24 protein-coding genes are annotated in these 26,167 nt (G+C 62.8%); 13 read left to right on the top strand and 11 right to left on the bottom strand.

What is annotated here, in order from left to right:
* The first annotated feature begins 15 nt into the window (after positions 1-15).
* Entirely contained in the window at positions 16-597 is a 582-nt protein-coding gene (locus M1E12_RS08425; protein WP_479564368.1) for an HdeD family acid-resistance protein, read from the top strand.
* A 6-nt stretch (positions 598-603) separates the two neighbouring features.
* Here the strand turns inward: M1E12_RS08425 and M1E12_RS08420 are convergent, their stop codons facing one another.
* Positions 604-1,104 (bottom strand): BON domain-containing protein, encoded by a 501-nt coding sequence (locus tag M1E12_RS08420; protein WP_479564367.1) that lies wholly within the window; start codon positions 1,102-1,104, stop codon positions 604-606.
* 69 nt (positions 1,105-1,173) lie between these two features.
* Positions 1,174-1,716 carry a peptide deformylase gene (locus M1E12_RS08415; protein ID WP_479564366.1) on the bottom strand — a complete coding sequence of 181 codons (543 nt, stop codon included), beginning with the start codon at positions 1,714-1,716 and terminating at the stop codon, positions 1,174-1,176.
* A 134-nt stretch (positions 1,717-1,850) separates the two neighbouring features.
* On the opposite strand from M1E12_RS08415, the gene mgtE reads away from it, so the two are divergent.
* The gene (gene mgtE / locus M1E12_RS08410) at positions 1,851-3,263 is read left to right on the top strand and encodes a magnesium transporter (RefSeq protein WP_479564365.1); all 1,413 of its coding nucleotides are present in this window, start codon (positions 1,851-1,853) and stop codon (positions 3,261-3,263) included.
* A gap of 115 nt (positions 3,264-3,378) precedes the next feature.
* Complete coding sequence (locus M1E12_RS08405; RefSeq protein ID WP_006726220.1) at positions 3,379-3,765, top strand: MerR family transcriptional regulator; 387 nt, start codon at positions 3,379-3,381, stop codon at positions 3,763-3,765.
* A 25-nt stretch (positions 3,766-3,790) separates the two neighbouring features.
* On the opposite strand, the gene M1E12_RS08400 is transcribed toward M1E12_RS08405, so the two are convergent.
* The 3 genes from M1E12_RS08400 to M1E12_RS08390 form a co-directional block, all read right to left on the bottom strand.
* Positions 3,791-4,267 carry a methyltransferase family protein gene (locus tag M1E12_RS08400; RefSeq protein WP_479564364.1) on the bottom strand — a complete coding sequence of 159 codons (477 nt, stop codon included), beginning with the start codon at positions 4,265-4,267 and terminating at the stop codon, positions 3,791-3,793.
* A 14-nt stretch (positions 4,268-4,281) separates the two neighbouring features.
* Positions 4,282-5,247 carry a heparan-alpha-glucosaminide N-acetyltransferase gene (locus M1E12_RS08395; protein ID WP_479564858.1) on the bottom strand — a complete coding sequence of 322 codons (966 nt, stop codon included), beginning with the start codon at positions 5,245-5,247 and terminating at the stop codon, positions 4,282-4,284.
* A gap of 108 nt (positions 5,248-5,355) precedes the next feature.
* On the bottom strand, positions 5,356-6,048 hold the full coding sequence (locus M1E12_RS08390; protein WP_479564363.1) for a DUF599 domain-containing protein: 693 nt from the start codon (positions 6,046-6,048) through the stop codon (positions 5,356-5,358).
* Positions 6,049-6,643: 595 nt separating this feature from the next.
* Here M1E12_RS08390 and M1E12_RS08385 point away from each other — a divergent pair.
* The 4 genes from M1E12_RS08385 to dusA all read left to right on the top strand — a co-directional run bounded on the left by M1E12_RS08385 (position 6,644) and on the right by dusA (position 10,617).
* Positions 6,644-8,044, top strand: coding sequence for an L-serine ammonia-lyase (locus tag M1E12_RS08385; RefSeq protein WP_479564362.1), 1,401 nt, complete (start codon positions 6,644-6,646; stop codon positions 8,042-8,044).
* A gap of 263 nt (positions 8,045-8,307) precedes the next feature.
* On the top strand, positions 8,308-8,745 hold the full coding sequence (locus tag M1E12_RS08380) for a DUF1489 family protein (protein WP_113459651.1): 438 nt from the start codon (positions 8,308-8,310) through the stop codon (positions 8,743-8,745).
* 114 nt (positions 8,746-8,859) lie between these two features.
* Positions 8,860-9,480, top strand: coding sequence for a dual specificity protein phosphatase family protein (locus tag M1E12_RS08375; RefSeq protein WP_479564361.1), 621 nt, complete (start codon positions 8,860-8,862; stop codon positions 9,478-9,480).
* A 69-nt stretch (positions 9,481-9,549) separates the two neighbouring features.
* Positions 9,550-10,617: a tRNA dihydrouridine(20/20a) synthase DusA gene (dusA, locus tag M1E12_RS08370; RefSeq protein ID WP_479564360.1), complete on the top strand. Its 1,068-nt coding sequence runs from the start codon at positions 9,550-9,552 to the stop codon at positions 10,615-10,617.
* 80 nt (positions 10,618-10,697) lie between these two features.
* Here dusA and M1E12_RS08365 read toward each other — a convergent pair whose 3' ends face one another.
* On the bottom strand, positions 10,698-10,910 hold the full coding sequence (locus M1E12_RS08365; protein WP_113459654.1) for a cold-shock protein: 213 nt from the start codon (positions 10,908-10,910) through the stop codon (positions 10,698-10,700).
* Positions 10,911-11,382: 472 nt separating this feature from the next.
* Between M1E12_RS08365 and M1E12_RS08360 the strand changes: the two genes are divergently transcribed.
* A complete protein-coding gene (locus M1E12_RS08360; protein ID WP_479564359.1) occupies positions 11,383-12,009 on the top strand; it encodes a J domain-containing protein in 627 nt (208 codons plus the stop codon).
* 356 nt (positions 12,010-12,365) lie between these two features.
* On the opposite strand, the gene M1E12_RS08355 is transcribed toward M1E12_RS08360, so the two are convergent.
* On the bottom strand, positions 12,366-12,914 hold the full coding sequence (locus M1E12_RS08355; RefSeq protein ID WP_479564358.1) for a hypothetical protein: 549 nt from the start codon (positions 12,912-12,914) through the stop codon (positions 12,366-12,368).
* A 1,399-nt stretch (positions 12,915-14,313) separates the two neighbouring features.
* Here M1E12_RS08355 and M1E12_RS08350 point away from each other — a divergent pair.
* Positions 14,314-15,033 (top strand): hypothetical protein, encoded by a 720-nt coding sequence (locus M1E12_RS08350; RefSeq protein ID WP_479564357.1) that lies wholly within the window; start codon positions 14,314-14,316, stop codon positions 15,031-15,033.
* A gap of 273 nt (positions 15,034-15,306) precedes the next feature.
* Here the strand turns inward: M1E12_RS08350 and uvrB are convergent, their stop codons facing one another.
* The gene (gene uvrB / locus M1E12_RS08345; RefSeq protein WP_479564356.1) at positions 15,307-18,495 is read right to left on the bottom strand and encodes an excinuclease ABC subunit UvrB; all 3,189 of its coding nucleotides are present in this window, start codon (positions 18,493-18,495) and stop codon (positions 15,307-15,309) included.
* A gap of 311 nt (positions 18,496-18,806) precedes the next feature.
* Between uvrB and M1E12_RS08340 the strand changes: the two genes are divergently transcribed.
* Positions 18,807-19,634: a hypothetical protein gene (locus tag M1E12_RS08340; protein ID WP_479564355.1), complete on the top strand. Its 828-nt coding sequence runs from the start codon at positions 18,807-18,809 to the stop codon at positions 19,632-19,634.
* A 37-nt stretch (positions 19,635-19,671) separates the two neighbouring features.
* Here M1E12_RS08340 and M1E12_RS08335 read toward each other — a convergent pair whose 3' ends face one another.
* Entirely contained in the window at positions 19,672-21,651 is a 1,980-nt protein-coding gene (locus tag M1E12_RS08335; protein WP_479564354.1) for a putative bifunctional diguanylate cyclase/phosphodiesterase, read from the bottom strand.
* Positions 21,652-22,000: 349 nt separating this feature from the next.
* On the opposite strand from M1E12_RS08335, the gene M1E12_RS08330 reads away from it, so the two are divergent.
* Complete coding sequence (locus M1E12_RS08330; RefSeq protein WP_113462313.1) at positions 22,001-22,351, top strand: DMT family protein; 351 nt, start codon at positions 22,001-22,003, stop codon at positions 22,349-22,351.
* 59 nt (positions 22,352-22,410) lie between these two features.
* Here the strand turns inward: M1E12_RS08330 and M1E12_RS08325 are convergent, their stop codons facing one another.
* Positions 22,411-22,848: a hypothetical protein gene (locus M1E12_RS08325; RefSeq protein ID WP_479564353.1), complete on the bottom strand. Its 438-nt coding sequence runs from the start codon at positions 22,846-22,848 to the stop codon at positions 22,411-22,413.
* 149 nt (positions 22,849-22,997) lie between these two features.
* Here M1E12_RS08325 and M1E12_RS08320 point away from each other — a divergent pair, with 149 nt between their 5' ends.
* Positions 22,998-23,771 carry an MmyB family transcriptional regulator gene (locus M1E12_RS08320; RefSeq protein WP_479564352.1) on the top strand — a complete coding sequence of 258 codons (774 nt, stop codon included), beginning with the start codon at positions 22,998-23,000 and terminating at the stop codon, positions 23,769-23,771.
* Between the two features lie 6 nt (positions 23,772-23,777).
* Here the strand turns inward: M1E12_RS08320 and M1E12_RS08315 are convergent, their stop codons facing one another.
* Positions 23,778-24,167, bottom strand: coding sequence for an acyl-CoA thioesterase (locus tag M1E12_RS08315; RefSeq protein WP_479564351.1), 390 nt, complete (start codon positions 24,165-24,167; stop codon positions 23,778-23,780).
* A gap of 178 nt (positions 24,168-24,345) precedes the next feature.
* Between M1E12_RS08315 and M1E12_RS08310 the strand changes: the two genes are divergently transcribed.
* Entirely contained in the window at positions 24,346-26,160 is a 1,815-nt protein-coding gene (locus M1E12_RS08310) for a methyl-accepting chemotaxis protein (protein WP_479564350.1), read from the top strand.
* Positions 26,161-26,167 lie beyond the last annotated feature (7 nt).

Here is a 26,167-nt window from a genome sequence, read left to right as displayed (position 1 = left end):
CAAAAGGTACGGTCCATGACCATCTCACTCGATGCTGCAGCCCAGGTCTATCGTGAAGCGGTGCGCCAGTCCGTGCGCAATCATGCGACGTTCCATCTCGTCGAGGCGGGACTGCTGGTGGTGACTGGCATCTTCGCGGCGTTGTTTCCGGTGGTCTCGTCTGCCGCGGCGGTTGTCACCTTCGGCTGGCTGATGGTGCTGACAGGCCTGATCCAGTGCCTTGGACTGATCAGTGCTCGCCACGCGCCGAATTTCTGGCTGCAGTTCACTTCCGCCGTGCTTGCGGTGCTGTTGGGTATCCTACTGCTGCGCAATCTTGGCGAGGGCCTGCTGCTGCTGTCCCTGCTGATGGTCGTATTTCTGATGATCGAGGGTATTTCCAAGATGGTCTGCGCGATGACGATTCGCCCCTTGCCGAGCTGGATCTGGATGTTGATCAGCGGCTGCCTGTCGATCGCTTTGTCCCTGATCTTGCTGGCCTCGATGCCGGTCGCGGCACTCTGGCTCGTCGGTTTGATCCTGGGCATCAACCTAATCGCGATCGGGCTCTCCCTTGGCGCTCTGGCCTGGGCCGTTCGCCAGAGCGCTGCTGGGTAAGGCTGCTCAATCGCCGTCGTCGGGAATGTGGCTGTCGACGCCGAGCGTGGTGATGAAGTTCTTGACTTCGCTGACACCGCGCACGCCCAGAACCTTCAGCTCGATCGCGCGGCGCTCTTCCGCCGTATCGACCGAGCCGCGCAGGGTCACGACATGGCCATCGACATGGATGTCGAGACCGGTCAGCAGGCTGTCGTCGAAGGCCTCGAGCGCAACTGAAATGTCCGATTCGAGCTGGTCGTCATCTTCGCGGCCGTCGGTGGTCGGCAGGACGGGTGTTGCCACGTCGGGTTCGAAGCCTTCACCATCGACTGCGTCGACGCGAAAACCTCCATTGCGGTCGCGGTCGAAGTTAGCGCCGGTCTCGCCGTAACCGCGATTTGCTACCGGTGTTGCGGTGGCGCCAGGGCCATCCGCATAGGGCCAGCCGTCACCGATATTGCGCTGGTCATAGTCACGGTAGTCGTCTTCGCGGGAGAAGTCGGTCTTGCGGTCGTCCTTGGCCATGGGAGGGCTCCTTCGTCACTGTGGTTGACGAGATAACGCCGCAGCTTCGCCTTTGTTCGGCAGGTGCCGTCAGCGGGACACCTTTTCCCATTTCTTCAAGAGCCGTTCGCGCTTCAGCCGCGACAGCTTTTGGATCCAGAAGATCCCGTCCAGCTGGTCGATCTCGTGCTGCATGCAGATGGCGGGGAAACCTTCGAGCATTTCCTCGACGATCGCGCCGTCCAGCGTCTGATACCGGACCCGCACCGCCCTGGGTCGCGTGACCTCCTCGGTCATCCCCGGCATCGAGACGCTGCCCTCGGTCTGCGTCATCTGGTCCGGCGAAGCCCAGAGGATCTCCGGGTTTGCGTAATCCTTGCGGCCGCCAAGCTCCGGCAGTTCGATCACCGTCAGGCGTAGCGAGGTGCCGCAATGCGGCGCGGTGATGCCGACACCTGGAGCAGCCTTCATCGTCTCGTAGAGGTCGTCGGCCAGGGACTGGAGCGCGGGGCCGAACTCGACGACCGGTGCGGCGACGGTCTTCAAGGCGGGATCGGGATAGCGGCGGATGGTCAGGCGGGTCACGATATCGTCACTTCTCTCGGGTGGTGCCGCAGCAATCGGCTGTGGCATGCGGGTCACGCTAGCAGGAAGCCGCCTGCTTTGCACAGCCACCGGCATTTTTCCGCTATCTGCTTGTTGACTTGAGGGTTTTTGCCGCCATTCTCCGGGTCGTCGAGACAGGTGCCGCAAAGCGTGAGGGTGGGATGACAGAGAACGAAGACGACATTCTCGACCGCCCGGGGGCAGACGAGACGCATGACGATATCTATGACGAGGAAGGCTCGGTCCGCCACGACTTCCTGACCATGGTCGGCGCGGCGATTGCCGACCGGGACGTCATCTTCCTGCGCCAGAACGTCGCCCGGCTGCACGAATCGGAACTCGGCGACCTGATCGAGGCGATCCAGCCAGATCAGCGTCTCGCGATGATCCGCCTGCTCGGCGACGACTTCGACATGACGGCGCTGACCGAGGTCGACGAAGCGATCCGCATGCAGATCGTCGATCAGATGCCGAACGAGCAGATCGCGGCAGCGATCGGCGAACTTGATTCGGACGACGCCGTCTACATTCTCGAAGACCTCGATGACGAGGACCGCGAGGAGATCCTCGCGCAGCTGCCGTTTACCGAGCGGGTGCGCCTGCGCCGGGCGCTGGATTATCCGGAAAGCTCGGCCGGTCGCCGCATGCAGACCGAATTCGTCGCCGTGCCGCCGTTCTGGACGGTCGGCCAGACGATCGACTACATGCGCGACGAGGAGGATCTGCCCGAAAGCTTCACCCAGATCTTCGTCATCGATCCGACCTTCAAGCTGCTCGGCGCCGTCAATCTCGATCGGATCCTGCGCACCAAGCGGCAGGTGAAGATCGAGACGATCATGCATGCGACGAACCACCCGATCCCGGCCGAGATGGACCAGGAAGAGGCGGCGCAGCTTTTCGAACAATACGACCTTCTCTCGGCCGCCGTCGTCGACGAGAACGAGCGCCTCGTCGGCGTTCTCACGATCGATGACGTCGTCGACGTCATCCAGGAAGAGGCCGAGGAAGACCTGCTGCGTCTCGGTGGTGTCGGTGACGAAGAACTGTCCGACAGCGTCGCCGAAACTTCGCGCTCGCGCGTGCCGTGGCTTGCCGTCAATCTGGTCACCGCCTTCCTGGCCGCGTCCGTCATCTCGCTCTTCGAAGCCACCATCGAGCAGATCGTGGCCCTTGCCGTGCTGATGCCGATCGTTGCCGGCATGGGGGGCAATGCCGGCTCGCAGACGATGACGGTCACGGTCCGGGCGCTCGCGACGCGCAATCTCGACATCCACAACGCCTTCCGCGTCGTGCGCCGTGAGGCCGGCGTCGGTCTCCTGAACGGCGTGGTCTTCGGGATCCTGATCGGCGCGATCGCCGGTTTCTGGTTCCAGGACGTCAATATCGGCGGCATCATCGCGGCTGCCATGCTGATCAACATGATGGCGGCTGCCATCGCCGGCATTCTCATTCCGCTGGCGCTTGATCGATTCGGGGCAGACCCCGCGGTTGCCTCCGCGGTCTTCGTCACGACGGTCACCGACATCACCGGCTTCTTTGCCTTCCTCGGCCTTGCCACCTGGTGGTTTATGTGAGGAATCGCACAAGAATTGCGGGCCGCGGACACTCACCGGTGGGTGAGGGCGGTGCGAAAAATTGACTTGTACGTAAAAGTCAATATCATGGTGTCCAGTACAGGATCGGACGACCGTGAAGAAATACTATAGCATAACAGAGCTCACGCGTGAATTCGGTGTTTCGACGCGCACCCTGCGGTTCTACGAGGACGAAGGCCTGCTGCATCCGGAACGTCGGGGCCGCACGCGCCTCTACCGCGCCGCCGACCGGCGTTTCCTCCAGGAAATCCTGCGCGGCCGCCGCATCGGCTTCACGATTGCCGAAATTCGCGAGATCGTTCACGTCTACAAGGAGCCGCCGGGGGAAATCGGCCAGCTCAAGCTGATGATGAAGAAGATCGACGAGAAGCGCGACGAACTGCGCCAGAAGCGTCGCGACATCGACGAGACCCTGTCCGAACTCGATCAGGCCGAAGAAGCCTGTCTGACCCGCCTGGTGGAGATCGGCGTCGGCACCTGACGCCGCCCCAGGCTCAATTCCCGAATCAGATCCAGCGCCGTGTGCGCTTCCGGTAGCTCTCGTAATCGAAGCCGAAGCGGGCCTCGAGATGCCGCTCTTCGCTCGGTATGGCGATCATGCGTGTGGCTGTCACCGAAATGATGGCAGCGACGAAGAACCAGCTGTTTCCGGAGATCAGCCCCAGCGCCAGGGTGAACAGCGTGTAGCCGAGATAGATCGGGTTGCGGCTGAAGCGGAAGGGGCCGCAGGTGACGAGGTAGCGGGCGCAGCCGCTGTCGAGCACTGCCGTCTGCCGCTGCATCAGCGTTCGCACCGCCCAGATGTCGAGGGCCACCGCCAGCATGGCGATGGCTAAACCGAGAGATGGCAGGACGAACGGAAAAGGCGAGGGGATCGGCTGCAGTTCCGCGATCCGGCCGGCCAGCATGGCGGTCAGGATGCTCGTCAGATAGAGCATCGGTGGCCAGGGATATCTCAGTGGCTTCGCACGGTAGGTCTTCATTGAAGAACTCCTCCCTACGGCGCTGATTGACTCCTGATGGTGCAGTCATCGGCCAGCGTCTGTATCCGCTGATCTTGATCGGGCAAGATTGCGCCAGACTGGAGCGGTTCGAACAGATTCTCCGCCTGCAGGCGTTCGAGTGTGCAGGCGCAGAAGCGCTGGCAGAGCCCCGCTTCATTGCCCTGTTCCAGACAGCTCGCTTCACAGCTGCCGGTATACTGGGCGACAGGGTCGACGGCCGGCGGCGGCACGACGAAGCTTGCAATATAAAGACCGGCGATCAGGATCGGCTGATGCAGCAGATAAACGGTGAGCGAATGGCGCCCGCCCCAGCGCAGCCAGCGGGGTCCGGCCGGCAGCCGATCGAGAACGCCGAGCTTTTGCCGGTCCACCATGAAGCGCGCGACTGCAATGCCCGCCAGCAGGGCGCCGATCCAGGGAAGGAGCGGCACATAGTCGTTCGATCGTGGCAGAGTCTCGGAGAGGCCGAGGAACCAGAACCAGGGCGCGTCGAAGCTCGGCGAGCGTAACAGGGCCGGCAGCGCAATGGCAATCGCGGCGACTAAAAGCGTCAGCAGTGGCGGCACCCTGACGAATGCAAGCCCAATCAGGCTCGACACCGCGATGGCATGCAGGATGCCGAAGAAGATCCAGCTGTCGGGAGTGAACCAGTAGGTGGCCACGGATATCACGGCGGCGGCCGCGACGATCACGCCAAGCCGGCGCAGGAAAGGCGCAAAGCGGATCTTCGGATAATGCGCCAGCACGAGGCTGAACCCTGCCAGAAACAGGAAGCTCGAAGCGATCAGGCGCGCATAGATCCGCAGGAAGCCTTGAGTCGAGGTGCCCGGGGCGAGATAGCCGAAGAACTCCAGATCCCAGCTGAAATGGTAGGTCGCCATGGCAATGAGAGCGAGCCCTCGCGCGGCGTCCAGGGAGAGCAGGCGTGGTCTCGGTGACCCGGATCGGGGCTCAATCATGTCTGCCACGCAGTCTTCCTTCACGTCTTCGTCGGCAAGCTTTTCACTGAGAGCCCGGTCGGGTTCAAAGACGGCGAATTCATGGCTGTCGGACCCGCGCGCCGTCTTTCAGGTATCGCTCCCGTTCAGGAGAGCAAGGCGGGCTTCGGAGAAAAACTGCCGGCGCAGGAGAACGATGAAGACGAGAACCGTCGCTACCATGAAAACCCAGGGGCTGACGAACCAGCCGAGATAGCCGATCGAATAGAAGATGGCCCGCAGGCCCATGTTGAAGTGGCTTGCTGCAATGATGTTCATCTGGATCGTGCGCTCGGCCGCGGCCATCGCCCGCTCCGGGTCCTTCGCCGCTTCCTCGGTCATCGGGATCGCGCCGAACAGAATGGTGCAATAGTTGAACAGCCGGTAGGACCAGCCGAATTTGAAGAAGGAATAGGCGAAGAGACCGATGAGGCCGCAGACCTTGAGCTCGAAGGTCGCGCGTCCGCCCTGCACGATGTAGGGGATGTCCTTCAGGATCGCGTCGACCTGTTCCGTGGCCCCAAGCAAGGCGAAGCAGCCGCCGATGGCGAAGATTGTCGTGGAAGCAAAGAAGGCCGTGCCGTTCTGCAGGCCGCCCAGGATCTGCGTGTCGATCATCTTGAGGTCGCGGTTCATCGAGTTCAGGATCCATTCGCGGCGTCGCTCGGCCATGGCCTTTGTCAGGCTGGTGCGCGAGAGAATCTGCTGATCGCCGATGATGCGGGCATAAGCGAGCCAGAGCAGCAGAAAGAGCGCCATGGCGCAGTAATCGACGATGGTCATGTGAGCGAATCCCCGGGTCTGAACGCTGCCGGCATTATCGTTGTCGCGTCTTTCTCCACAACGGGGAATTAACCACGCGAAAGACATTGGCCCGAATTGGGGCTTTGCACGCCGCGCCAATGTTAATGAATTAACGCGCTAACCCATTGGAATTTCATAAATCCATGCGGTGAGTGCATGTCTGATGCGCAAAATGCGCCTTCCTTTTGCCATTTTTGCGGTTGCGGAGCGGCCCCGATTTTAATAATCAGACACTCAGAAAGCGGTCGGGGGACGGCTTTCCTGTGAATGTGATCTCACACGGAGTTTTCATGGAAGGCAGTTTCCAGAAGTCGTGCTGGGGTGTCACCTTCCGTGCCTTGATGGGTTTTGCCGGCATCATGTGCCTGGCTTATCTTTTCGGCACGATCTGACATCCGCCACAGGCGATTGAACAAACAGCGCGGTCGTTTCGACCGCGCTGTTTGCGTTTCGGCGACCCGTACACCATCTCCGGCATGTCGCGGCGATGAAAGCCGATGTCGATTGCAAGGCGCATTCGTGTTAGGCGATGCACTAGCCTTTGCGCTTTCTTATCCCGCATGCGAGGAGCCTCATGTTTCTATCGGTTTTCGACGTGTTCAAGATCGGCGTCGGCCCCTCGAGTTCCCACACCATGGGTCCGATGACGGCGGCCAATCGCTTTCTCGATCTCATTCTGTCCGACCAATGGCCGCGTCCAGCCGGCGCGCATGTGGCCGCCCTGAAGGTGAGCCTGCATGGCTCTCTGGCCTATACCGGCATCGGACATGGAACCGGCAATGCCGTGATCATCGGGTTGATGGGCGAGGCGCCTGATAGTGTCGATCCCGATCGCATGGAAACGATTATTGCCGATGTCGAGCGCACGGGCAGGGTTACCCCGCCGGGACATCCGGCCTACCAGTTTCAGCCGAAGGACGATCTCGTCTACGACAAGAAGACGCCGCTGACCGGCCATGCGAACGGCATGCGCCTGTCTGCCCTCGACAAGGACGGCCGGGTTCTGCTGACCCAGATCTACTATTCGATCGGCGGCGGCTTCGTCGTCACCGATACCGAGCTTCTGGCCATGCAGAAGCAGAAGAAGCAGGCTTCGAGCCAGAAGGTGCCTTATCCCTTCGCGTCGGCCAAGGAGATGCTCGCCATGGCGGCCTCTTCCGGTCTGACGATTGCCCAGATGAAGCGGGCGAATGAGGAGGTGGTGCGCTCCCGCGAAGACCTCGATGCCGGCCTCGACCGGATCTGGGATGCGATGGCGAGCTGCATCGACCGCGGCCTGCGCCAGGAAGGCCAGCTGCCTGGCGGCCTCAAAGTTCGCCGTCGCGCCAAGTCGATCCATGACAAGCTGCAGGAGGAGTGGCGCTCCAACCGCCTCAACCCCGTGCTCGCCAATGACTGGCTGTCGGTCTATGCCATGGCCGTCAACGAGGAAAATGCCGCCGGTGGTCGCGTCGTGACCTCGCCGACCAACGGGGCTGCCGGCGTCGTGCCGGCGACGATCCGCTACTATCTGCACTTCCATCCGGATGCGGATCAGGAGGGCATTCGCGACTATCTGCTGACGGCGGCGGCCATCGGCGGGATCATCAAGCACAATGCTTCTATTTCGGGTGCGGAAGTCGGCTGTCAGGGCGAGGTCGGTTCGGCCTCTGCCATGGCCGCCGCAGGTCTCGCGGCCGTCATGGGCGGTACGCCCGAGCAGATCGAGAACGCTGCGGAAATTGCACTCGAACACCATCTCGGCATGACCTGCGACCCCGTCGCCGGTCTCGTCCAGGTGCCGTGCATCGAGCGCAACGCGCTCGGCGCCGTCAAGGCCGTGACCGCCGCCTCGCTAGCGCTGAAGGGCGACGGTGTGCATTTCGTGCCGCTGGACGCCGCGATCGAAACCATGCGCCAGACCGGCAACGATATGAACGAGAAATACAAGGAAACCTCGCTCGGCGGCTTGGCTGTCAACGTTGTCGAGTGTTGATGCGGGCAGGGGCCTTGCTCCTGTCCTGAAACGCCTCCGCCGTCATCCTCGGGCTCGTCCCGAGGATCTGCTACGTCCGCTACGCGCCCGACGTTGGACGTGGCATACCCATGCCTTCGTCCCGCGAATGGCCGCCCTCAATAGATCCTCGGGACAAGCCCGAGGATGACGGTGCGTCATGGAACACAGCGAAACTGTTGAGCACATCACCCCTGCGACACCCGGGCCCTTGACCCGCCGCGGGGAGCGGCTATCTCGGTGTCATGGCACTGCATCTCCTCAAGCTCTGCGTCGGAGCCGATTCCATCGACGACCTGCGCGACTGGGTCGCCGAGCGCTGCCTCGTTGCGGTCGCAGCCGGGCTCGAGCCGCATTCGTCGCATGTCACCCGCATGGTGCCGAAGCGCGTCGAAGAATTGCTCGATGGCGGCTCGCTCTACTGGATCATCAAGGGCCAGCTCGCCGCCCGTCAGAAGCTTCTCGACATCAAGACGTTCACCGGCGGTGATGGCATCACCCGCTGTGAACTGATCCTCGGACCCGAAGTGGTGGAGGTGGCGCCTGCGCCGCGTCGTCCCTTCCAGGGCTGGCGCTATCTCGATGCGGACGCCGCACCCCGCGACCTCTCGGCCTCTGGTGCCAATATCGAGGACATGCCCGACGATCTGAAGCGGGAACTCGCCGAACTCGGGCTGCTCTGAGCACCGCCTTCATCCGCGCTTCTTTTCCTGGTGTCCTGCCTTTTGTTCCGCCATTCTAACGCCGGAATCGGCGAGCAGCCTGTCTGCGGGTAAGTTTCATGGGTGGGTCTGACTTTGGATAATATCGACAAGACGCATTCTGCAGCGGCGGCAAATGCTCCGAAGCGGTCTTCCTGGCGCGTGCGCGTGCGGCTGGCCTTCGTGACAATTGCGGCTCTGGCGCTGCTCTTCGGCGCCTATGTCGGACTGCTTATTCTCTCTGGCAATTTTCACGAGGTGCTCCCCGGTCAGTTCTATCGCTCGGCCCAGCTTTCGGGCGAGCGGCTAGGCGAAGAAATCGACCGGTACGGGATCAAGACGGTCATCAATCTTCGCGGCGACAACCCGGGCAAGGACTGGTATGACAACGAGATTGCTGCGACCGCCGCGCATGGCGCAAGACACATCGATTTCGGCATGTCGGCCCGCAAGGACCTGACCGCGGAGCGGACGCAGGAACTGCTTTCGATCCTGAAGACGGCCGAACAGCCGATCCTCGTGCACTGCATGTCCGGCGCCGACCGAACCGGTCTCGCCTCCGTCATCTTCCTGCAGCAGGTGGCAGGCGTCGACGAGGAAGAGGCCGAGTGGCAGCTTTCGCCGCTCTACGGCCATATCAACCTGCCATTCCTTGCGGCCTATGCGATGGACGACAGCTGGGAAGCGCTCGAGAAGGTGATCGGGCTTGATAGCTGACGCACCGGTGCTCGCCTTGCTTGGCGTGAATGGTGTCATTTCCCGGCAAAGCGTGATATCTGCGCCGCCATGACGACACATGCTGACTTCCTCACCCGCGACATTCCCGGTCCCGCACCCTATGGGCGGGCGGTGTTTGCCGTTGCCCCGATGATCGACTGGACGGACCGGCATTGCCGCTTCTTCCATCGGCAGCTCTCGGCCCACGCGCTGCTCTATACCGAGATGGTGGTGGCCGATGCGATCATTCATGGGCCGCGGGAGAAGCTGCTGTCGTTCAATGACGCCGAACATCCGGTGGCGCTGCAGCTTGGCGGGTCGGATCCGGTAAAGCTTGTCGAGGCGGTCAGGATCGCGGCCGATTACGGCTATGACGAGATCAACCTCAATGTCGGCTGTCCGTCGGACCGGGTGCAGTCGGGGACCTTTGGGGCTTGCCTCATGCAGACGCCGGAGGTGGTCGAGGCATGTGTTGCCGCGATGAAAAGGGTGGCGACGGTGCCGGTGACCGTCAAGTGCCGGATCGGGGTCGATGATCAGGAGCCGGCCGAGGTGCTTCCGGATTTCCTCAAGCGGATGATCGGGGCGGGGTCCGATGCGATCTGGATCCATGCGCGGAAGGCCTGGCTCAAGGGCTTGTCGCCGAAGGAGAACCGGGAGATTCCACCGCTCGATTACGAGCTCGTCTATCGGATGAAGCGGGAGAACCCGCATGTTTTCCTCGGCATCAATGGCGGGATCACCGATCTCGATCAGGCGGTCGAGCATCTCGCCGTCATGGATGGCGTGATGCTCGGGCGGGCAAGCTATCACAATGCGACCCTTCTGACCGAGGTCGACCAGCGGATCTATGGCGTGGCGGCCGTGGCGGTCGACTGGGATGCGGTGCGCGATGTCATGATCGGCTACGCGGAGCGGGTGGTGGCGTCGGGCGGGCGGCTCAACCATGTCACTCGGCATATGGTCGGGCTGTTCCAGGGCTATGCGGGGGCCCGGCGCTACCGGCAGATCCTGTCGTCCGAGGCGACCAAGCCGGGCGTGTCGCCGGAGCTCATCGCCGAGGCCTTTGCGGCGGTCGACATCGCGGGCGGGCCGAAGACACAGGGCGCTTCGAGCAGTTCCGCCGCTGCGGAATGATTTCTAGCGCGGCATTCCGGCGTTTCTAAGGTCGTGAATCAAAAATGGCGTCCCGGGGGACGCCATTCGAAATCGAGTAATCAGGCAGCCTGGATGTTGACGGCCTTGGGGCCCTTGCCCATGCGGTCCGGCTCGGTGTCGAAGGTGACCTGCTGGCCGTCCTGCAGGGTCTGCATGCCGGAAGCCTGGAGCGCGGAGATGTGGACGAACACGTCCTTCGCGCCGCCTTCCGGGGTGATGAAGCCGAAGCCCTTGTCCTGGTTGAAGAATTTTACGGTGCCCTTGGTGGCCATGGGAGAGTTCCTTGTTCCCGTGTTTGTCGTCTGCGCCGCGGCCGGCGGACCGGAAGCGGCTAGGTAAAGTTCCGCCGAAACGGAACCGTCGAGTGGTCGCGATAACGGGGAAAGAACGTCTACCGGCGGGAGAAGGCCCCCAGGACCGCGGGTCGCGGTCAATACACATCAGTCCAGTCTCCGGGATCATTGCTGCCCGAACGCGACAAGAGGTAGGGTCATTTCGGAATCTTGGCAAGTATGAAAAGTCACAATCGGCGGCGCTTTTCGGCGGCAACGGGCTGAAATCCTTGAGATTTGAGGGGTGAAGCGGGCGCGCTTGCAAAGCGTTGCCCGGCGCCCGGGCGAAAGCCCGTCTTAATCGCGACCTTGGACGAGCTCGTGTTCCGTCTTGAAGCAGCCGCCTTCCGGGTTTAGGGGAGGTGTGACCGGGGGCGGGGTCGAGACGTTCAGGACGCGGGAGTGGATGAGTATGGCAAAGACGGGTGCCGCGGTGATCGATCCTTACGAGCTCCTGGGCTTGGCCCGCGATGCCGACGAGGCCGCGATCAAGGCCGCCTATCGCAAGGTGGCGAAGACGGCCCATCCGGATGCGGGCGGCGATGCGGATGCCTTCGCCAAGATCTCCGCCTGCTACGAGCTCCTGAAGGATCCCGTGCGCCGCCGCGTCTTCGACGACACGGGCTATGACCCGCAGCTCGCCGAGCCCACCGACCTCAAGGGGCTGATGGTGCTGGAAACGCTGATCAACGACATGATCCTCGACGAGCGCGAACCCGGCTCCTTCGATCCGGTCGCGGGGCTGCGCCGCAAGCTCACCGACGACATCCTCAAATGCCGCTTCCACATTCTCGAGCTGGAGCGCCACCGCGCGCGGGTGCGCAAGCATCTCGACCGCCTCGGCCGCCGGCCGGACACCGATGTGCTCGGTTCGATGCTGCGGGCGCGGGCGCAATCGATCACCGACGCCATCAAGGCCTCGGAAGTGCAGATCGCCGCGATCGAGCGGGCCTATGCCATGCTCGAGGGCTATTCCTACGAGATGGAGCCGCTGCCCGTCGAGGCCGAGGTCGGGGATCTGCCCAAGGCGGCGGAGTAGGGGCTCCTCCGGCTTTCCCCTCCCAAACCCTCCCCACAAGGGGGAGGGCTTAACCCGCCGGCACTGTCCGCGGGTGCTGGTGCCTGCGGCATACCCCCCTCTGTCGGCTGCGCCGACATCTCCCCCACAGGTGGGGAGAGTGGGGGCCTCGTGCTTCGAGGGGCGCTGCTGCGCCCACCTCAGCATGAGGGGCTTGGCAGCGGGGCGCCACCCTCCCCTTGAGGGGGAGGGTCGGACTGCAGGGCCGGGGTGGGGTGACCACCTGTTTAGATGGAAAGTCCGAACCACGCCGGTATCACCCCCACCCGCCGCTTTGCGGCGACCTCCCCCCTCGAGGGGGAGGTGGGTGATCGGCCTCATGTGTGCGGCCCCTGGGACGCCTGGCTGGATACAGTCTGCGTCACGGGCTGGGTGGCGCCCGCGTTTGCGGTTGGGCGCTTCTCCGCTTTGGGTTGGCGCCAGATGCGGCGGCAAAGGGCGGTGAGTTCCGGTGCTGGGTCGGTGGCATGCCAGGCGGCAAGCGCTGTCCCTTCGCTGTCCGGATGCGGGCCGGGGCGGGAATGAATACGCTCGACGATCGCGATCGCTTGGCGAAGATGGTTGGCCGCCTCTCTGTCATCGGGCCATGTGCCAAGGGTGGTGCTGTCGTCCAGAGGCGGGAGCAAGTCTCTCGCCATGGCGATGAACTGCCGGCGCGCCTCGGGTTTGGCGCTGACGGCGCAGGGCGGCAGCCTTTCGTCTGGGGTGAGCGGGGCGACCGGGCTGAGGGCTGCACCGCTGCAGTGTCGGCTGCGCCGGCATCGGCGGCGTGGGCAGCGGCGTGGGATTCCCCGTTTGTCGAAGATGTCGCGCAGCAGGCGCAGCGTGAGCGGTTCGGGGGCGGGGGTGGTTTTTGGGTCTGGCATGTCGGGCTCCTTTCGGTGATTAGGGAAATGGCGAAATAGGGAATTTCGGAAGGGGCGGTTGGGGCGACGCCCTCATGCTGAGGTGCCCGCGTGAAGCGCGGGCCTCGAAGCATCCCTCTCTTTTTCTGTACCTGTGGCCTCGCCCTTCGAGGCCCGACGCGGTCGGGCACCTCAGGGTGCGGGGAAACTTTTGGCCAAGCTTCGCCACCGGTCAGACTCGTCGTCCTCCGGGTGGGTCATTCAAGTCTCGGACGAGGCGCCAGAAGCAACCTGTCTAAGGAATGTATGTGGCTCCTTCCGACGCCTCGTTCGGCGTCTATTCCCGCTGCATGCGTCTCTCTGGCAAGGCGGCGACGGTCCTCGGGTCAGGCCCGAGGATGACCGGGCGTAGGGTCCGGCTCGGCAGAGTCTTCCCGAAGAAGTGTCTGCCAGAGCCTGGCCGGTGGCCCGGGAGGTTCCCGCCGGATGGTGCACCATACCGACCGGGACCCTCGCCCGGGGGATGCGGCCTTCGGTCATTTTCGACCTCGGTCCTCATCCCCGCCGTTTTTGTCGCCCCGCCGTCTGGTGATGTTCGCGACGGCGTGGGCGCCTTGTCTGTGTGCCTCTAAGGCACGTCCTTCCGATCGGGGTATCCGGTGACGAGAGCATCCGACCCCGTCACCTTCGTTACCAGCCCCCCGTCCGGAGGGAGACCGTTGCAGCGGGCCGGGATTTCAGGTCTGCGACAACCCTCCATCCCGGCGCCGGCCCCGCCTCGCCTGACATCGCATCGTCAGGTGTATCCGAGGGCGGGACAGCGTTGATTCTACGGGGGTGGCAATGGGCGGGGATGAAAAAATGTGTGGGGGTTTGTTTTTGTTGAGGAATCGCTGCGGGGCGTCCCCCTTTTTTTCGGGAATTGGCGCGATCTGGCGGGGGGGCTGGCCTTGGCACGCTTGTGTTCGGATCCTCGGGTCAAGCCCGAGGATGACGGAGGGTGAGGGGAGCGACAGGTATCCTCCACCGCCGTTTCAGGTCGCACACCGCTCGAGGAGAATACCTTCCTCTAACCCTAGGGGTCGTCATCCTCGGGCTTGACCCGAGGATCCAGTCACAAGCGAAGACCTTCGCCAATCAGGGATTAAAGCTCAGATTTCGCAAGAGCGGGGCTGTGATGTGATTGCCAACGAAGCCGTGCCCCTCTCCGGAAAAATCTGAAGTTTAGGCGGCTTGCGCTCGCCTAACCCTTCGATTTTCCGTCCTCCCCCGCATGGGGAGGTGATCGTCGCATTTACCACCGTCTATGCAACCTCGATTGCCACTGGTCGCTGGTTATAGCCTTCGATATAGCAAAGATGGGGAAAAACAACTTGAGCGGAGGGCTACACTGATGGGAATTCGGCCGCCTGACAATGTAATGGCTTGGCTCGGTCCGTTGGTCCTGATCAACATATTTCTTTGGATTGTTCTTTCGATGCCTGAAGCAGGTCAGGCTGTGTGCGGGAATTCTGACACTTGCTTGGTTGACTGGGTCGGTGCGCTAAGCGGATGGGCCGGCGCTTTTGGCGCCTTGATCGCGGCTTGGTGGACGGTCTCGAGTTTGCGAAAGCAGATTGAACAACAGCAATTACAGATAGATTTTCAGCTTGGCGATGGGGCGCCGACAATACAACCCCTCGGCAAAAGAGGGGATCGCGCACCGGCACGTTTCAAAATCGTCAATTGGAATCGGAGAACGATTTCCGTCACTAAAATAATCGCTAAAGCTGGAGACTTTCTCGCGCCTATAGTTGCGTTAGAGCAGGAAATCTCTTCTACGAAAGGGGCCGGAGAATTCTCCGTAAGACCTGACGGTACATTGGATTGGAAGCCCTATATTGAGGGCTGGCTTGACCGAAGCGCAGCGGCTCCGGATTTTGTATTCAAAATCAAATACAACGAAGAAGATCTAGATATTTTTCCGCCTGAGCCGCGTCAAGCGGTAACAATCCAAGTTCACCTTCGAGCTATTGGCGAGTCCACAGCTATGGATTGGCAGATTCAGTTGGTGATGGATCGATGGGCTGTGTTTCCAATCAGTGAGGCCTACTATCTTGAGCATGATCACCTATTTCGGCAAGGAAGTTACGAAGGATGAATTTGACTACCGCGTAGATGAATAAAGATTTGATTGGAGTGCCCACAAAACGCACCCCAACCCAAGCACCAACGCCATCGTCATACCCCGCACCAGCCATCTCACGCTGCGGGAGCGGCTGCGCCAGCCGGCGGTCATGTAACTGAGGATATCGGAGAGCAGGCTTGCGAAGTCTTGCATGGTGTCCCCAGTTGCCCCTCTCTAGGAATTTCTAGCACTTGGCTGCGCCAAGATGCTGAAATTCCGTTCTTCCCCGCAAGGGGGGAGATAACGTCACCGACCCGGGCGTCCCGTCTTGCCCTTGGTGCGGCCCTTGCGCTTCTGATCCATCGGGTCTTCGTAGGATCCGGCGCCGGAGCGGGCGCGGATGATGGGGCGGGGGTCGTCGGAGGCGGTTGACCCCCTCACCAAGTTCGCCTCGCCAATCGGCTTCGCCTCTTGGGGCGAACTATCCTCTCCCACAAGGGGAGAGGCGGGAGCGCGGGGTTTCTCCGGGATCTTGCCGGTCACCGGTTTTTCGGTGCGGCCGACGGTCATTTCGTCGAGGGTGTTCTTGCGGAAATAGGAGCCTTCCGCACCCGATTTCGGCAGGGGGACGGCGGTGTCGGTGCCGGGGCCCATGTCGTCGATATGGGGTTTTGAGAAATAGCTGCCCTTGCCCTCGGGCGTGCCGGATTTGTTGCGGCCGGAGGGGGAGATGCGGGGTACACCCTCCCCTTGAGGGGGAGGGTCGGACCGCAGGTCCGGGGTGGGGTGACCTTCGGCGGCGGGATCACCCCCACCCGCGCGTGCCGCGCGACCTCCCCCCTCGAGGGGGAGGTGGGTGCCTGCGGCGGCCTTGCGGTTTCCGCCACCGCTCTCCGTTGCCTTCGCCTGGTTCTTTCCATTCCCTCTCGCGCCTTCGGCGCTCGACGCCTCTTGCTTGGCGATCGGGTCATCCATGGCGGCGAGTTCGGCGGCCTTGAGGCGTTTGATCTCGTCGCGCAGGCGCGCGGCGGTTTCGAAGTCGAGGTCGGCGGCGGCGTCGCGCATCTGTTTTTCGAGCGCGTTGAGATGGGCCTGGAGGTTGTTGCCGACGAGGTGGCCGCCATCGGCGAAACCCTTGCCGGAGACGCCGGAGATGTCGGCGCGGACGTGGTCGCGTTCGTAGACTGAGTCCAGGATGTCGGAGATCTTCGCCTTGACCGATTCCGGCGTGATGCCGTGTTCGAGATTGTAGGCCATCTGCTTTTCGCGGCGGCGGGCGGTCTCGTCCATGGCGCGCTGCATGGAGCCGGTGATCTGGTCGGCATAGAGGATGACCTTGCCGTCGACGTTTCGTGCGGCGCGGCCGATCGTCTGGATGAGCGAGGTTTCCGAGCGGAGGAAACCTTCCTTGTCGGCATCGAGGATGGCGACGAAGCCGCATTCGGGGATGTCGAGGCCCTCGCGCAGCAGGTTGATGCCGACCAGGACATCGAAGGCGCCGAGGCGCAGATCGCGGATGATCTCGATGCGCTCCAGCGTGTCGATGTCGGAGTGCATGTAGCGGACGCGCACGCCCTGTTCATGCAGGTATTCGGTCAGATCTTCCGCCATGCGCTTGGTGAGCACGGTGCAGAGGGTGCGGTAGCCCTTCTGCGCGGTTTCGCGGATTTCGCCGAGCACGTCGTCGACCTGGGTCTTGGCCGAGCGGACCTCGACCGGCGGGTCGATGAGGCCCGTGGGGCGGATGACCTGTTCAGCAAAGACGCCGCCGGCCGCTTCCATCTCCCAGTTGCCGGGCGTGGCGGAGACGGCGACCGTCTGCGGGCGCATGGCGTCCCATTCCTCGAAGCGAAGCGGGCGGTTGTCCATGCAGGAGGGCAGGCGAAAGCCGTATTCGGCAAGCGTTGCCTTGCGGCGGAAGTCGCCCCGGTACATGCCGCCGATCTGCGGGATGGTGACGTGGCTTTCGTCGATGAAGATCAGGGCGTTGTCGGGGATGTATTCGAAGAGCGTCGGCGGCGGCTCGCCCGGCTTGCGGCCGGTCAAGTAGCGGGAATAGTTCTCGATGCCGGCGCAGGAGCCGGTCGCCTCGAGCATTTCGATGTCGTATTTCGTGCGCTGTTCGAGGCGCTGGGCTTCGAGCAGGCGGCCGGCGGCTTCGAGCTCGGCGAGGCGATGCCTGAGCTCGTCCTTGATCGCCTTGATGGCGCCGTTCAGCGTCGGGCGCGGGGTGACGTAGTGGCTGTTGGCGTAGATCTTGACCGACTTCATCTCGCCGGTCTTCTTGCCGGTCAGCGGATCGAATTCGGTGATGCTCTCGATCTCGTCGCCGAAGAGGGTGATGCGCCAGGCGGCATCCTCCAGGTGGGCGGGGAAGATTTCGATCGTGTCGCCGCGCACGCGGAAGGAGCCGCGGATGAAGTTGATGTCCTGGCGCTTGTATTGCTGGGCGACGAGGTCGGCCAGGAGCTGGCGCTGGTCGATGCGGTCGCCGACCTGCATCTGGAAGGTCATGGCGGTGTAGGTTTCGACCGAGCCGATACCATAGATGCAGGAGACCGAGGCGACGATGATGCAGTCGTCGCGCTCGAGAATGGCACGGGTGGCGGCGTGGCGCATGCGGTCGATCTGTTCGTTGATCGAACTCTCCTTCTCGATGAAGGTATCCGAGCGCGGCACATAGGCTTCCGGCTGGTAGTAGTCGTAGTAGGAGACGAAATATTCGACCGCGTTGTCGGGGAAGAAGTTCTTGAACTCGGAATAGAGCTGGGCGGCGAGCGTCTTGTTCGGCGCGAGGATGACGGCCGGGCGTTGGGTCTCCTCAATCACCTTGGCCATGGTGAAGGTCTTGCCGGAGCCGGTGACGCCGAGCAGGACCTGGGAGCGCTCGCCGGAATTCAGGCCCTCGACGAGGTCTTTGATCGCGGTCGGCTGGTCGCCGGCGGGCTTGTAGTCCGAGGCCATGCGGATCGAGATGCCGCCTTCGGACTTTTGCGGGCGGGCAGGGCGGTGCGGCACCCAGATCTCGCCGTTCTTGAACAGCGGATTGCCGCTTTCGATGAGCTTTGAAAGCGCGTCGACGGTGGCGGTCACGGCCCCGGTGGCGAGCGACTGGGCTTCCTCGAGCGAGACATCCATCCCGGCGATCGGATTGAGGCCGGCGGCGGCGCGGGTCTTGGGGTCGGAGGAGGCGCCGATCGAGACGCCGCGGGAGGTTTTGGAGGCGGTGGTGTGTTTGGCGGTGGTGGGTTTCTGCGCCTTTTCCAGCGCCACCTTCTCGGCGTGACGGCGGGCCTCGATCTCGATTTTCTTGCGGTGCTTGCCGGCCTTCGACGCTAGTTCGCGCTGGCTCTCGACGGTCGAGGCCTCGGCCTCCGCCTCCAATTGCTTCACCCAATCCGAAACCGAGCCGGAGAGCGGCGCGCCTTCGAACGGAGCTTGCGGGGCTTCCTCGAAACTATCAGAGGGGGCGGAGGATCTGGGAGACTTGGCCATGGCCGGAATATGGAGAAGGGCAGCGGCAAAGGGAAGGGGCGGCGGCGGGAAATCAGAACAAAAACGCAACGGGCAAAGGAGGTTGTTGCCAGCGTGGTGGCAGGAGGGTGGGGGCGCTGTATCCACACGGATGTATTGCGAAGACTGGCGGGGTTGCGCATAGTGATGCTGCAACCGATGGGAGGCTTCGCATCCATACTGCTCATTCGCCCGCACAGCAGTTCACCTCGCCGGAGCCGGACTGGTCCGCGGTCAAGGCGGTTGTTCTTGCCCATAGCACGGCGCGTGAGAGTCTGCTGCGCCAGGAGCGAATGCTCAAGATTTGCGGCCTAGGCGTCATCGCGTTGGCCTGCGGCGCCGGGCTCTGGCTGAGCTACCTCCGGTCCGATCCCGAAATCGCGTCCGCGACGCTTTTTCTGGCATTGCTAGCGCCGGCCCCGCTCTTCATGGTCATCGCGGCCAAGCAGCGTCGGTTCCAGACGGATTTCTACATCGCAATCCTGCCCCTGCTTCTGCCCGGCCTCGACCAGTGGTCGATCGTTACCAGGAAGCCGGCACGACAGATCGAGCGCATGCCGGGTCATTATTTCGTTCCGCGCGACGAGATCGATTGCGATTTTCATGTCGAAGGCTCGGTCGCCGGCATTCCATTTTCGATCACACAGACTTTGCTGACGCGGACACGGGGCGATGACACTGCAGAGACGACGTTTTGTGGCCTCATCGTATGGGTTCAGGCGTCGACCTCATTCCCCGGCGATTTCGCCGCGCTCAGGCGGCCCAACAGGCAGCGCTCGCTGTGGCAGGGCACCGCGCTACCGGACCGCCTGAGACCGGTTCCCAACACCACACATCTCGGTCGGTGGGCGTATGATTTCGTCACAACGGATGTAAGTGCCGCCACCGCGAGACTGTCCGGGCTGGTCGCGGCGGTCGACGTGCTGCTGACGCTCAAGCTCCAGAACCTCCCACAGATTGCAATCAGGGGCGCGGATATCTTTGTGCTGCTGCCTATGCAGCGCCTCGGTTGGAATGGGCAAACTCCCATTCAGGACCTAGATGTCGATCTGGACATCAGGCCGTTTGCCAGGATGCTGCACGGCGTGTTGTCACGTGTCGACGCAACGCACGATCTTTAGGATCGTCGCTCGTCAGGACTGCTCGTAAATCTAACGTTCACGCCACCGACAGGTGTTTCGCCTTACCCTTGCGCTTCAGCTCGGTGTTGGGCTGGTGGTCGGCGATCCAAGGGTCGAGGGCGCTTGGGGGCATGGGGCGGGCGAAGAGAAAGCCCTGGGCGGTGCTGCAGCCGAGGCGGGCGAGGATGGCGGCGTCCTCGGGGGTCTCGACGCCTTCCACGACGATTTCGAGCGACAGGGACTGGCCGAGGCTCACCATGGCGGAGATGAGCTTCTGGTTGGTTTCACTGCGGGCAACGTCTCTGACGAAGCTGCGGTCGATCTTCAGCCGGTCGACCTTCAGGCCGATGAGATAGGCAAGCGACGAGTGGCCCATGCCGAAATCGTCGACGGCGAGCTTGTAGCCGGCCTGTTCCAGCTGCTTCAGCTGCTCATCGGCGAGTGCCGGATCGAGGATCGCCTCTTCGGTGATCTCGATCTCCAGCGCCGAGGGATCGACGTCATGGGCGGTCGTCACCCGCTGCAGCATGGAGGCGACGGAATAGAGGGCGAATTCGCGCGGCGAGACGTTGAGTGCGACCGTCACGTCCGCTAGGCCGAGCTTGGGAAGGCGGCGGGCGAGCAGGCAGGCGTCGCCGGCGATGCGGGCGGTCAGCTGTTCGGAGAGATGCACGGCGCGGGCGGCATTGACGATCTCGGGCGGCGAGACGAAGCCGAGTTGCGGATGCTGCCAGCGGACCAGGGCTTCGAAGCCGGTGATGCGGCGCGTCATCAGGTCGACCTGCGGCTGGAACCAGGCACCGAGAGCCCCGGTGTCGATGGCCCGCTCCAGATCCTGTTCGATGATGCGCTTGCGCTCGGCGTTGCGGCGCAGATCCGGATCGAATTCGCGCAGCTGGCGGCGGTCACCACGCTTGGCGTCGTAGAGCGCCATGTCGGCACAGGCGAGCAGTTCCTCGGCGTTTTCGGCGTGATCCGGATAGGCGGCCAGACCGACGCTGAGGCCGACAACGGCCTGGCGCTGGTGCCAGTGGATCGGACGGCGGCTTGCCTCGAGCACGGAGGCGGCGTGGGCGCGGGCGCGTTCCAGAGCTTCCGGGCCGCTGACCACGACGGCAAACTCGTCACCGCCGAGCCGCGCGATCAGGCTGCCATCCTCGACGATGGAGGAGAGGCGGGCCGCGATCTCGCGGAGCAGGGCGTCGCCGGCGCTGTGGCCGAGCGTGTCGTTGATCGACTGGAAGCGTTCCACGTCGAAGATTAGGAGCGCGACCTCTTCCTTCACGACGGCGGCGCGGGCGATGTCACCGGCCAGACGGCCATGGAAGAACATGCGGTTGGCGAGGCCTGTCAGCGTGTCGCGATTGGCGAGTGCCTCCAGGCGCGAATTCTGGCGCAGGATGTCGCTGTTAGCCCGCGTCAGGCTGTCGGCAAGCGCCGTCGCCTCGTGGCGCGCCACCTGGCTGCTGACAAACATGCGTTCCGCCCAGATGCTGCGGCGGATGAAGACCAGGATCATCAGGCAGAGGCAGGCGCCGATCAGGACCTCGGTGGCGCGCCACAGGGTCAGGAGATTGATCACCAGCGACACCAGGATCGGGATCGAATAGTTGAGGGCAAGCGGCGTGTAGCCGATCTGCTTGATCACTGAGCCGGCGGCCATCCCGCCCATGATCAGGAAAAGGGCTGCGTGGCGGCCGAGGGGATCGAATGCGGGCACGGTCCAGGGCAGGGTGGCCCAGACCAGGCCGAGCGCGAGAGCGCCGACGGAGAGGATACGCAGGCTCGTCTGGGGGGCGGAGATTAGCGCGCCGCGTCTGGTCAAGGCATTCATGCAATAGGCGCGGGCCGAGACGACCACCAGCGCACAGCCAAACCAGACCAGGTTGACGGTGCTTGCCTCATTGTTGAGGTGGATGATCAAGAGGCTGACGCACAGCGTGATGAGGTTGAGGACCAGGGTGGAGCGATAGCCGTCGGCGATGTCCGCCACCTGGGCTTGCAGCACTGCCGGCATTGTCTTGCCGCTTCGGCTCTCACTCAACCACATAAAATAAAACCCATACCGATCGCAATAAATACTCAATAACAAGAGCGACTTAACGGGATGTTACGGCAGCTTTGCGCAATTTAACGAGAAATCATCGGCAACTTTTCGGTGTTAAAGCGCGGCCGCTGCCTGCCCGCTTGACGCGCAAAGGAAGGGGGGCCGATACGCCGACCTGATTTCCTCAGGTTGCAATCGTCGGTTCGATAGGCGCCGGGCGCATGCAAGAGAGTTGCACCATGCTCATTCCATATTGCTATGAGCAGATATCCGGGGCGACTCGGGTCGCACCTTCATACTCCTCTCACACGAGCGTCTCATGCCGAGCTTTTCCCCCGCCGCTCTCTGGCCCATCCTGCTTCTTTCGCTGTCCAACATCTTCATGACCTTCGCCTGGTACGGTCATCTCAAATACAAGACGTCAGCCCTCTGGATCGCCATTGTCGCGAGCTGGGGCATTGCCTTCTTCGAGTATTGCCTTGCCGTTCCGGCCAACCGTATCGGCGCCGAGGTCTATTCGGCGGCGCAGCTCAAGACGATCCAGGAAGTGATCACACTGATCGTGTTCTCAGGCTTTTCCGTCTTCTTCCTGAAAGAGAGCCTGACGATCAACCACGCCATCGGCTTTGCGCTGATTGCGGCCGGTGCAGCCTTCGTCTTCCGCGGATGAGGGATGAGAGGGCGCAGTCCGATCTGGCTGCGCCCTTCCACCCATTCGCCAATGGTCGTTCACGGCTGCACGACAGCAGCCCTGGATCCGATGCGCCATGCCGCAACGACGATCGCGAGCATCAGCGCCGTGTTCAAGAGAACGTTGACGATCGCGCCTGAAATGAAGGACCCCGTGCTGTCGACGAGGTACCAGGCCAGAGTGGATTCCACCAAGAGCAGGCGTGCGAGCCTGGGATCGGCAAGATACAGCCGGTCGATGACAAGCCACATCATGAGGCCCCAGCCGACCATGACACCGCCGCTGATCGCGGCGAGCATGTGTGCGGCCTCAGTATCGAGCGCCTGCTGGCCATCCAAGGGCCAAAAGACGATGTCGGTCAGAATGTTGGCCGGCAAGGCCGTTGCGGGATGGGCTCCGGCGGCGACCAACAGGCCGAGCAGGATGACGAACAGGCTGGTGAGCTTCAGCCAGGTGGGCGTGAAATCGGCGGACATGGCAACATTCCTCTGGTTGTTTGGACGTCCGAGAGCCTGAAGCGGGCGAGACGGGGCTGCAATTACCCCGGAGGTAAGTGACGGCCTCAAGCAGGCGTGGCAAAACTGCGCTGATGCCATGGTGGCAGCGGAAGACAGGGAGACCGGCGATGGCGACTGAATTCGGCGGGCAGCTGAAAACCTGGCGTGGCAAGCGGCGGATGAGCCAGCTGCAGCTGGCGCTTGCCGCAGAGGTTTCCGCCCGGCACATCGCGTTTCTGGAAACGGGACGGGCAAAACCCAGCCGGCGCATGGTGCTGCTGCTCGGCGAAGCGCTCGAGGTGCCCCGGGCGGACCGAAACCTGATGCTGGACGCCGCTGGGTTTCGGGCCGCCTATGCCAGCCGTCCGCTGGACAGTGCGGCGATGGAGCCGATCCGCAAGGCGATCGCGCATATGATCGAGGGACACTCGCCCTATCCGGCCTTCGTCTTCGATCGGCATTGGCGCGTGCTGGACGCCAATGGCAGCGGCCGGGGCATGCTGGCCGGTTTCGGGCTCGATATGGGTGACAGCTTCCTCGACTTTTTGCTTCTACCGGGACGCGGTGTCGAGCTGGTCGAGAACTGGGTGCAGGTCGCGCAGCATCTGGCCGCCCGCTTCCGCCTGGAGAGTGCGCATCTGGGCGGCGACCCGGTTCTGGAACGGGCCGCTCAGGGGCTTACCGGGCAGGTGGCGGAAGACGGTGATCCGAACCGCGGCGGCGACCTGCCGCCGGTGCTGACGGTCCGCTTCCGTCTCGGGGGCCAGGTCTATCCGATGTTTTCGACGATGACGCAATTCGGCACGGCCGAGGATATCGCGCTGGCCGACATCAAGATCGAGATGTTCTTCCCGATGGATGAGGCCTGCGAGGCGCTGTTCCGGCAGATGGCCGAACGTTGATGCGGTTCAGGCGGCCGGAACGGGCGTCGGCTTGCCCTCGGCATCGAGCGCCACCATGACGAAGGTCGCCTCGGTCACCTTTTCCATGACATGGGTGAGGTATCGTTGGGCCCAGGTTTCGACCTTGAGCGTCATCGAGGTGCGGCCGACGCGGCTGATCTCCGTGTAGACGCAGAGCGTGTCGCCGATCTTGACCGGCATGGCGAAGGCCATTTCCTGAACGGCGGCGGTCACCACGCGGCCGCGGGCGCGTTCGGCGGCGCGGATGCCGCAGGCGAGGTCCATCTGGGCCATGACCCAGCCACCGAAAATATCGCCGGCGGCATTGGCATCGGCCGGCATGGCAAGCGTTCTCAGTGTCAGTTCGCCCGTCGGTGTATTTGCCTCAATCGTCATGGTTGCTTGATTCTCTTCTCTTGCATTTCCGCCAAGGAACGACCCTCAGACCAAGGGCGCCACTACTAATTTTAGTGGGTGAAAATGCGCCCCTCATTTTTCGCAGGCGCGCATTTACGGAAATTAGAACTGATAAATATCAAACTTTAGAGATTATGGAATTTTTGGGGGTGGAAGAATGAAAATCATGTCTCTGTCGGTGCGCCTCTATGCACTGGTCGCACTGGCTCTGGCAGTCCTTGTGGGTGCGCTGACTTACAGCCTGTTTCAGTCATATGACATGCTGGTCGAGGAGCGCCGGATCGGTCTGGCGCAGATCAATGACAACGCTGTCGCGATCCTGGACAAATACCACAAGATGGAACTGGACGGCACGCTGACGCGCGAGGAGGCGCAGGAGCGAGCCAAGGATGTCATCGGTGCCATGCGCTATCAGCCCGATGGCTATATGTGGATCAACGACATGCAGCCGGCCATGGTCATGCATCCGATCAAGCCGGAGCTGAACGGCAAGGATCTGAGCCAGAACAAGGACCCGAACGGCAAGCATCTGTTCGTCGAGTTCGTCAATACCGTGAAGGCGAGCAAGGAAGGCTTCGTCGACTATTACTGGCCGAAGCCGGGCTTCGAGGAGCCGGTCGAGAAGCTGTCGCATGTCATCGGCTTTGAGCCCTGGGGCTGGGTCGTCGGCACTGGCGTCTATTCGGATGACCTTGCGGCTCTCTTTCGTCAGACCGCCATCCAGTACGGCATGCTGATTGCGCTGGCCCTCGTCGGCAAGCTCGTCTGCGCCACGCTGGTCGTGCGCAGTGTCGTCAAGCCGATCAACCGCCTGAAGCAGTCGATGAGCGATATTGCCGAGGAAAAGGTCGATATCGAGATCGCCGACACCAAGCGTCGCGACGAGATCGGCGGCATGGCGCAGACGCTGGTCGTGCTGCGTGACAGCGTGCGCGACCGTATCGAGCTGCGTGACCGCGAGGCCGAGCAACAGGCGAGCCTGAACGGCGAGCGCGAGCGCAACGAGTTGAACCTGCGGACCTCGTCTGAGCGCCAGAACCATGCGATCAACGCGCTGGGTTCGGCACTGGAACGTCTGGCCGAGGGTGACCTCACGGTGCAGATCGGCGTGATCGGCTCGGAATACGAGAAACTGCGGGACGACTTCAACCGTGCGGTGGACTCGCTTGGCGGTGTAATTGCCGCGATCAACCAGACGAGTGACATCGTGACGTCCTCGGCCGGCAATATCAGCGAGGCGACGAACAACCTGTCGAAGCGCACCGAACAGCAGGCGGCGGCCCTGGAAGAGACGGCAGCGGCGCTGGACGAGATCACCGCGACCGTGCGCACGGCGGCCGAACGGGCGAACGAAGCCCGCCAGATGGTGGCCGAGACAAAGTCGAGCGCCAACCGCTCCGGCGAGATCGTGCGCAGCGCCGTCGATGCCATGGGCCGAATCGAAGGGTCTTCGCAGAAGATCAGCCAGATCATCTCGGTGATCGACGAAATCGCCTTCCAGACCAACCTCCTGGCTCTGAACGCAGGCGTCGAGGCGGCGCGTGCGGGTGAAGCCGGTCGCGGCTTTGCGGTCGTGGCGCAGGAAGTGCGGGAGCTGGCGCAGCGTTCGGCCAATGCGGCGAAGGAGATCAAGACGCTGATCAGCGCTTCGGCGGCGGAAGTCGATACCGGTGTGGGCCTTGTGCGTTCGACCGGCGAGGCGCTGCTCGAGATCGAGGCGCTGGTGAACCGCGTCAACGAGAGCGTTAACACGATCGCGACCGCTGCCAAGGAGCAGGCGACAGGGCTTGCCGAGATCAACACCTCGGTCAACCACATGGACCAGATGACGCAGCAAAATGCTGCCATGGTTGAGGAAACCTCGGCCGCCGGCCAGTCGCTGGCGGAAGAGAGCTACAATCTGCGCCAGCTGCTCTCGCGCCTGAAGGTAAATGCCGCGCAGGCGGCGGCGGGGCATCGCCGGGCAGCCTGACGGTCAA

Source organism: Rhizobium sp. K33 (assembly GCF_056501445.1).
This window is presented reverse-complemented; position numbering and strand designations above follow the sequence as displayed.